Annotated in this window: 8 protein-coding genes and 1 pseudogene; 5 read left to right on the top strand and 4 right to left on the bottom strand. The window is 70.9% G+C overall.

The window, feature by feature from the left end:
• Nucleotides 1-194 (top strand): annotated as a pseudogene (locus AC30N0_RS14695) (hypothetical protein); the annotation flags it as partial.
• Between the two features lie 3 nt (nt 195-197).
• On the opposite strand, the gene AC30N0_RS14690 reads toward AC30N0_RS14695, so the two are convergent.
• A complete protein-coding gene (locus AC30N0_RS14690) occupies nt 198-611 on the bottom strand; it encodes a PaaI family thioesterase (protein WP_489518650.1) in 414 nt (137 codons plus the stop codon).
• A 126-nt stretch (nt 612-737) separates the two neighbouring features.
• Between AC30N0_RS14690 and AC30N0_RS14685 the strand changes: the two genes are divergently transcribed.
• The 3 genes from AC30N0_RS14685 to AC30N0_RS14675 all read left to right on the top strand — a co-directional run bounded on the left by AC30N0_RS14685 (nt 738) and on the right by AC30N0_RS14675 (nt 4,192).
• Nucleotides 738-1,928 (top strand): Acg family FMN-binding oxidoreductase, encoded by a 1,191-nt coding sequence (locus AC30N0_RS14685; RefSeq protein ID WP_489518649.1) that lies wholly within the window; start codon nt 738-740, stop codon nt 1,926-1,928.
• Nucleotides 1,929-1,935: 7 nt separating this feature from the next.
• Nucleotides 1,936-2,598: a TetR/AcrR family transcriptional regulator gene (locus tag AC30N0_RS14680; RefSeq protein WP_489518648.1), complete on the top strand. Its 663-nt coding sequence runs from the start codon at nt 1,936-1,938 to the stop codon at nt 2,596-2,598.
• A 73-nt stretch (nt 2,599-2,671) separates the two neighbouring features.
• Nucleotides 2,672-4,192 (top strand): CoA-acylating methylmalonate-semialdehyde dehydrogenase, encoded by a 1,521-nt coding sequence (locus AC30N0_RS14675; RefSeq protein WP_489518647.1) that lies wholly within the window; start codon nt 2,672-2,674, stop codon nt 4,190-4,192.
• A gap of 25 nt (nt 4,193-4,217) precedes the next feature.
• Here the strand turns inward: AC30N0_RS14675 and AC30N0_RS14670 are convergent, their stop codons facing one another.
• From AC30N0_RS14670 to AC30N0_RS14660, 3 genes are read right to left on the bottom strand one after another with little or no spacing between them, the layout of a single operon-like run.
• A complete protein-coding gene (locus AC30N0_RS14670) occupies nt 4,218-5,021 on the bottom strand; it encodes an ABC transporter permease (RefSeq protein ID WP_489518646.1) in 804 nt (267 codons plus the stop codon).
• Complete coding sequence (locus tag AC30N0_RS14665) at nt 5,018-5,830, bottom strand: ABC transporter ATP-binding protein (RefSeq protein WP_489518645.1); 813 nt, start codon at nt 5,828-5,830, stop codon at nt 5,018-5,020. Before AC30N0_RS14665 ends, AC30N0_RS14670 begins: the two co-directional genes overlap by 4 nt.
• A 10-nt stretch (nt 5,831-5,840) precedes the next feature.
• Nucleotides 5,841-6,875: an ABC transporter substrate-binding protein gene (locus AC30N0_RS14660; RefSeq protein ID WP_489518644.1), complete on the bottom strand. Its 1,035-nt coding sequence runs from the start codon at nt 6,873-6,875 to the stop codon at nt 5,841-5,843.
• Nucleotides 6,876-6,988: 113 nt separating this feature from the next.
• On the opposite strand from AC30N0_RS14660, the gene AC30N0_RS14655 reads away from it, so the two are divergent.
• On the top strand, nt 6,989-8,092 hold a 1,104-nt coding region (locus tag AC30N0_RS14655), incomplete at its 3' end, for a S1 family peptidase (RefSeq protein ID WP_489518643.1).

Below are 8,092 nucleotides of genomic sequence, written 5' to 3'. Positions count from 1 at the left end.
GCGACACGACGACCGGCGTCACCGATCTCTGCGCGCCGGTGTTCGACCACAGCGACGGGGCCGTCGCCGCCCTGACCGTTCCGTACCTCCGGCAGCGCGACGTCAAGGTGTCGCTGGCGACCGCCCGCCAGGCGCTGCTGGCGACGGTCCGGCGCATCTCGGCCGGCCTCGGCGCGCCGGCGGCGCGCGGCTGAGCGCTACGTCAGGATCATCTGCGTGCAGCGGAACAGGGCCAGCGGCTTGCCGTTGCCGCCGAACACCGTCGCCGACCAGACCTGGGTCGTGCGGCCGAGGTGATCGGCCCGGGCCTGGGCCTGGATCGTTCCTTCGCGGACGGTGCCGAGGAAATTGCTCTTCAGCTCGATGGTGGTGAAGTTCTTCGCTCCGGGCGGAAGGTGGGCCAGGCAGGCGTAGCCGCACGAGGTGTCGGCCAGCAGCAGCACGCTGGCCGCGTGCAGGAAGCCGTTCGGCGCCAGCATCCAGGGCTGCAGCACCACCTGGGCGTCGAGGCCGCGTTCCTCGATGCGGGTGACGGTCAGGCCGTAGCGGCCGGGTAGGGTGTCGGCCTGGCGGGCGTGCAGGGTGTCGATGGTGACTTCGGGTCGCAGCATGGGGTCCTCTCGGCGGCCGGAGCGGCCATCGGACAAGGATAGGGGTGCGTGCCGCCAAAGGCGCTGCTTGACATGTCACCGAAAGGTGACTACTCTATGTCACCTTATAGTGACTTGGAGTCGCACATGTCCGAGACCCCCTCCCGCCGCAGCTTCCTTCGCGTCCTCGGCGGCGGCTGTGCTGCCGCCGCGTTGCCGCCCCTCTTGGCCGGCTGCTCGACCGATTACCCGGCCGACGCGGTCGATGCCTGGCGCGGCCCGGCCGCCGGTGCCGACCTGCGCCGCCATGCCCTGGGCTACGCCATTCTGGCGCCGAACTCGCACAACCGGCAGCCCTGGCTGGCCGACCTGCGCGAGCCCGACAGCATCGTCCTTCGCGTCGACCGCGAACGGCTGCTCCCCGAGACCGACCCGTGGTTCCGGCAGATCGTGGTCAGCCAGGGCACCTTCATCGAGGCGCTCGTCCTCGCCCTGCAGGAGCGCGGCGTCGTGCCCGAGGTCCGCCTCTTCCCCGAGGGCGAGTTCGCGCCCCGTGCGCTCGATGACCGGCCGGTGGCCCGCATCACCTGGCGCCCCTCTGCGCCGGGCAGCGGCGGCACCGATCCCCTCTTTGCCCAGCTGCTGCGCCGGCACACTGCGAAGGTGGACTACGACGTGACCCGCCCCGTACCGCCAGCAGCGCTGGACGCGCTACGTGCCGCCGTCGCCGACCCCGCCGTGCGCTTCGGCGCCACCGTCGACCCGGCCCGGCGCGACGCCCTGCGCCAGCTGTGCTGGGACGCCGCGAAGGTGGAACTGCTGACGCCGCGCACGGTGATGGAGAGCATCCGCCTGACGCGCGTCGGCCCGGCCGAGATCGCCCGCCACCGCGACGGCATCAGCCTCAATTCGCTCATGCCGCGGCTCGCCGACGCCGTCGGCGCCTTCGACCGGCAGAACCCGCCCGCGGAGGGCAGCACGGCGTACAAGCAGATGATGGGTCGCTTCGAAGGCCACAGCAGAACGGCGATGGGCTTCGTCTGGCTGTCCACGCCGCGCGCCGCCGGATCGGCGTCGTCGCGCAGCGACGAGGTCCGCGCCGGCCGCGCCTACATGCGCCTGCAGCTCAAGGCCACCGAGCTCGGCCTGCAGGTGCACCCGATGAGCCAGGCGGTGCAGGAGTTCGCGGAGATGGCACCGCACTACGAGCGCCTGCACCAGCTGCTCGTCGGCCGCAGCGCGAGCGACGAGCCGGTGCAGATGTTCTGCCGCGTCGGCTACGCCCCGCCGCAGCAGCGCACGCCGCGGCGCGGTGTCGAGGCGGTGGTGCGCGCATGACCGGCTCATGACGCCGACCGCACGTGTCCCTGCGGCGCCTCGCCCGGTGCGCGACCGCGAGGCGACGAAGGCGCGCCTGCTCGCCGCCGTCGGCACCGTCCTGGCGCGCGACGGCTTCGCGGCGATCGGCGTCAACGCCGTCGCCAAGGAAGCCGACGTCGACAAGGTGCTGCTCTACCGCTACTTCGGCAGCCTCCCCGAGCTGCTCGCCGAATGGGGGGCGAGCGGCCGCTTCTGGCCGCGCGTCGACGACCTGCTCGGCGATGACCCGAAGGCCTTTCTCGGCCTGCCCTTGCGTGAACGCTACGCGCGCTTCTTCGAGCACTTCATCGACGAGCTGCGGGCCCGGCCGCTGACGCTCGAGATCCTCGTCGCCGAGCTGGTCGAACGCAACGAACTCGTCGCCCTGCTCGAAGCGGAGCGCGAGGCCTGGGGCGAGCGGGCGGCGCAGGTGCTCGGCGGCCCCGAGTTCGCGCGCCGGCCCGAGCTTCGCGGCCTGACGCTCCTGCTCATCGCCGGTGTCCAGTACCTGCTGGTGCGCAGCCGCAAGATCAGGGTCTTCGGCGGAATCGACCTCACCAGCGACGCCGGCTGGGGCGAGCTGAAGGCCGCGGTGCGGGCGCTGGCGGACGGGCTCCTCCCCGACAAGCCACGGGGCCGGCAGCGCTGACGGATACTGGGCAACTTGGCCGCACGCACACGCGCACACCGGCCCGTTCAACCGTCTTTGAAGGAGCAATGCCATGGGTGCCACCGAGGCCTTCACCACCACCAGCGACGTCGGCCACTGGATCGGCGGCCGCGCCGTGCCCGGCACCGGCACGCGCCGCGGCGACGTCTACAACCCGGCCACCGGCGCGGTGGCGCGCCAGGTGCTGCTCGCCGGCAGCGAGGACGTCGACGCCGCCGTCGCCGCCGCCCGCGCCGCCTTCCCGGCCTGGGCCGACACGCCGCCGCTGCGCCGGGCGCGGATCCTCAACGCCTTCCTGGGCCTGCTCAACCAGCACCGCGACACGCTGGCGGCGATGATCACCTCGGAGCACGGCAAGGTCTTCACCGACGCCCAGGGCGAGGTGGCGCGCGGCATCGACATCGTCGAGTTCGCCTGCGGCATCCCGCAGCTGCTGAAGGGCGACTACACCGAGCAGGTCTCGACCGGCATGGACAACTGGACGATGCGCCAGCCGCTCGGCGTCGCCGCCGGCATCACGCCGTTCAACTTCCCCGTCATGGTTCCGATGTGGATGTATCCGGTGGCGATCGCCTGCGGCAACACCTTCATCCTCAAGCCGAGCGAGCGCGACCCCTCGCCGTCGCTGTTCATGGCCGAGCTGATGCAGCAGGCCGGCCTCCCGGACGGCGTGTTCAACGTCGTCCAGGGCGACAAGACCGCCGTCGATGCGCTGCTCGCGCACCCCGGTGTCAGCGCCGTCAGCTTCGTCGGCTCGACGCCGATCGCGCGCCACATCTACGAGACCGGCGCCCGCCACGGCAAGCGCGTGCAGGCGCTCGGCGGCGCCAAGAACCACATGGTCGTGATGCCCGATGCCAACCTCGAGCAGGCGGTCGATGCCCTCGTCGGCGCCGCCTACGGCTCGGCCGGAGAGCGCTGCATGGCGATCAGCGTCGCCGTGCTCGTCGGCGACATCGCCGACCGGATCGTGCCGCTGCTCGCCGAGCGGGCCAAGGGGCTGGTGGTCAAGAACGGCATGGAGCTCGACGCCGAGATGGGCCCGCTCGTCAACAAGGAGGCGCTGACGCGGGTCGAGTCGTACATCGCCGCCGGCGTGGCCGAGGGCGCGACCCTGGTCGCCGACGGGCGGGGCCTCAGCGTCAAGGGCCACGAGCAGGGCTACTTCACCGGCGGCACGCTGTTCGACCACGTCCGGCCGACGATGAAGATCTACCGCGAGGAGATCTTCGGCCCGGTGCTGTCGTGCGTGCGCGTCGCCGACTTCGCCGAAGCCGTCGAGCTCGTCAACGGCCACGAGTTCGGCAACGGCGTCGCCTGCTTCACGAGCGACGGCAACGTCGCCCGCGAGTTCGCCCGGCGCATCCAGATCGGCATGGTCGGCATCAACGTGCCGATCCCGGTGCCGATGGCCTGGCACGGCTTCGGCGGCTGGAAGAACAGCATGTTCGGCGACATGCACGCCTACGGCGAGGAAGGGGTGCGCTTCTACACCCGGCAGAAGAGCGTGATGCAGCGCTGGCCGGCGTCGACGCCGAAGGGCGCCGAGTTCGTGATGCCGACGTCGAAGTGACAACGCGGCGCGCCGTGTTGTCGCCTCAGAGCTTCTCGGTCTCCCCCGCCGCCGGCTGCCAGCGCATCAGCCGCGTCTCGATCCTCCCCACGGCAGCGTCGAGGGCGAGCGCGAACACGGTGAGGACCAGGATCCCGGCCATCACCGTGTTGATGTCGAAGGCGCCCTCGGCCTGCAGGATCAGGTAGCCGACGCCGCGCGACGAGCCGAGGTACTCGCCGACGACGGCGCCGACGAAGGCCAGGCCGACGCTGGTGTGCAGCGAGCTGAAGACCCAGCTCGTCGCGCTCGGCAGGTAGACATGGCGAAGCAGCTGCCGCTGCGACGCGCCGAGCATCCGCGCGTTGGCCAGGATCACCGGGCTGACCTCCTTCACGCCCTGGTAGACGTTGAAGAAGACGATGAAGAAGACCAGGGTCACGCCGAGCGCGACCTTGCTGGCGATGCCGAGGCCGAACCAGACCGAGAAGATCGGCGCCAGGATCACCCGCGGCATGCTGTTGAGCGCCTTGATGTAAGGGTCGGCGATGGCGGCGGCGAGCGGGCTGAGCGCCAGCCAGAGGCCGAAGACGAGGCCGAGCGCGGTGCCGATGGCGAAGGCGAGCGCCGTCTCGACGAGCGTCACCCAGAGATGCTCGTAGATGTCGGCGTTGACCACGAACCAGTTCCAGATGCGCGAGAAGATCTTCACTGGCTCGCCGAAGAAGAACGCCGCCTGGCGGTCGTTCTCGAACATGAAGTTCGGCAGCAGGCCCGGCGTGGTGAGCAGGTGCCAGGCGGCGAACACCGCGACGAGCAGCCCGGCCTGCCATAACCGGAGGTGCTTCATGCCGCGATCTGCTGCTGTTGCCGGTAGCCCTTCAGCACCTCGTCGCGCAGCACCGACCAGATCGCCTTGTGCAGCTCGACGAAGCGCGGCGTGACGCGGACCTCGGCGACGTCGCGCGGGCGGTCGAGATCGATCGCGAACTCGCCGATCGGGTGCGCGGCGGGGCCGGCGGAGAGGCAGACGACGCGGTCGCTCATCGCGATCGCCTCGTCGAGGTCGTGGGTGATGAAGAGCACCGCCTTCTTCTTCGCGCTCCAGAGCGCGAGCAGCTCGTTTTCCATCAGCTGCCGCGTCTGCACGTCGAGTGCCGAGAACGGCTCGTCCATGAGGATGATGTCGGGGTCGAGCACCAGCGTCTGGGCCAGGCTGACGCGCTTGCGCATGCCGCCCGAGAGCTGGTGCGGGTCGCGGTCGCCGAAGCCGCCGAGGCCGACCCGGCGTAGCCACGCCTCCGCCTGCCCCACTGCGTCGGCCGCGCCGCGGAACTCGAGGCCCGCGGTGACGTTCTGCAGGGCCGTCCGCCACGGCATCAGGCTCTCGGTCTGGAACATGTAGCCGGCCCGGCGGTTCAGGCCGGCGAGCGGCGCGCCGAAAACGCGGACGTCGCCGACGCTCGGCGCGAGCAGGCCGGCGGCGACGTTGAGAAGCGTGCTCTTGCCGCAGCCGGTCGGCCCGACCACCGAGACGAACTCGCCCGCGCCGACGGTGAGCGACACGTCGCGGACGGCCGTGTAGCGCTGGCTCGGGTCGTCCTTCGCGACAAAGGTGCAGGCGATGCCGCCGAGGTGCAGCGCCGGCGCGTCGTCCATGGGCAACGGCTCAGCCCTTCGGATACTTCGCGTTGGCCCGCTTCACGAAGTCGTTGGTGTAGATCGCGCCGAGGTCGATCTTGGCATTGGCGATCTCTGCGTCGATGCTGGCCAGGGCGCGGCGCGCGGTCTCGGGGCCGGCCTCGGGGAACATGCCGTCGGGCGAGAGCGCGCCCTTGGCGGCGAGGAAAGCGTCGACGTACACCGCGCGGTCGCCGAGCAGGTAGTTCTCCGGCACGGCCTTGATGATGTCGCCGGGACCCGCGCCCTGGATCCACTTGTTGGCGCGGACGATGGCGTTGGCGAGCGCCTGGGCGGTGTTCGGGTTGCGGTCGAGGAAGGCCTGCTGCGTGTAGAGGCAGCCGGCCGGCATCGGCCCGCCGAAGACCCGCTCGGCCTCGGCGACGATGCGGGTGTCGGAGACGATCTTCAGGTCGCCCGAGCGCGTCAGCAGCGTGATCACCGGGTCGAGGTTGGAGATGGCGTCGATCTGGCCGGAGCGCATCGCCGCAACCGCGCCGCTGCCGGCGCCGATGCCGATGACGGAGATGTCGGTCGGCTTCAGGCCGGCCTTGCCGATGACGAAGTTCGCGAGCACGTTGGTCGACGAGCCCGGCGCGGTGACGCCGAGCTTCTTGCCCTTCAGGTCGGCGACCGACTTGAAATTGGGCATCGTCTTCGGGTTGATGCCGAGAACGATCTGCGGCGCCCGGCCCTGCAGCACGAAGGCGCGCAGGCGCTGGCCCTTGACCTGCATGTTGATGGTGTGCTCGAAGGCGCCGGAGACGATGTCGGCGCTGCCGCCGATGAGCGCCTGCAGGGCGCGCGAGCCGCCGGCGAAGTCGGCGATGGTGAGGTCGAGCCCTTCGTCCTTGAAATAGCCGCGCGTCTCGGCGATGGTGAGCGGCAGGTAGTACAGCAGGTTCTTGCCGCCGACCGCGAGCGTGAGCTTCGGCTTCTCGAGCGCCTGCGCGCGCACCAGCGAAGGCATGGCCACGGTGGCGCTGCCGGCCAGGGCGGCCTGGATCAGGTCGCGACGTTTCATGGGATCGTCTCCTCGATGTCTCTCGTTGCCGCGGCTGCGGACGGCCGACTCTATCAGCGCGACCGGGCCGTCCTGGACCCGGTTCTTCCCTTTGCCCTCCGTAGAATGGATCGATGCAAAGCAAGCTGATGCGCGGCGCCGTCCAGGCGCTGCTGTTGCTCGCCGCGGCGTCGGCAGCGGCGCAGACCCGACCCATCGCACAGGCCCAGGCGCCGGCAGCCGCCGCGTCGGAAGCGGCGGCGCCGGTGCTTCCCGGCGCGGCCGGTGCCGCCGCCGCAGGCGCCGCGCCCACGGCGCCGGTGTCGCTCTCGGCGCGCAAGATCTACGAGCAGGCGCGCCCGTCGCTGGTCCAGATTCGCACCGTGCTGAAGGGCCGCGCCAGCCAGACCTCGGTCGGCTCGGGCTTCCTGGTCACCGCCGAAGGCCACATCGTCACCAACTTCCACGTCGTCAGCGAAGCGGCGCTGAAGCCGGAGCGGCACGACCTGCTCTACGTCACCGCCGACGGGCGCGAGGCGCCGCTGCAGATCCTGCAGATCGACGTCCTGCACGACCTGGCGCTGCTGCGCGCCGGCGACGCCGCCGGACGCACGTTCGAGGCGCTCCCCTTCCGGCCCGCCGACCAGCCGTTCGCCCAAGGCGAGCGCATCTATTCTCTCGGCAACCCGCTCGACGTCGGCTTCGCGGTGACCCAGGGCACCTACAACGGCCTCGTCCGGCGCAGCTTCTACCCGCAGATCTTCTTCGGCGGCGCGCTCTCGGGCGGCATGAGCGGCGGGCCGGCGCTCGACGAGGAAGGGCGCGTCATCGGCATCAACGTCGCCCGCCGCGTCGACGGCGAGCAGGTCAGCTTCCTGGTCCCGGCGTCGTTCGCCCAGGTGTTGCTGGCGAGCGGGCGCAAGGCGGCGCCGATGAGCGCGCCGGCCTACCCCATCCTCGAGGAGCAGCTGCAGCAGCACCAGGCCCTGCTCACCGATCGCTTTATCCAGCAGGGCTGGAAGGCGGCGACCCATCCACGCTACCTGGTGCCGGTGCCGCCCGACGTCTTCATGCGCTGCTGGGGCTCGAGCGAGCCCTCGCGCACCGGCGGCCTCGACTTCGAGCGCTCCGACTGCGTGATGGACACGCGCATCTTCGTCGGCGACTTCAACACCGGGACGATCTCGCTGCGGCACGAGAGCTACGACGGCTCGAAGATCGGGCCGCTGCGCTTCGCC

Origin of the sequence: Rhizobacter sp., from assembly GCF_031412495.1 — a bacterium.
GTDB lineage: Bacteria > Pseudomonadota > Gammaproteobacteria > Burkholderiales > Burkholderiaceae_C > Schlegelella_A.
Note: the sequence above shows the minus strand (reverse complement) of the source record. Positions and strands in the feature narration are given on the sequence as shown.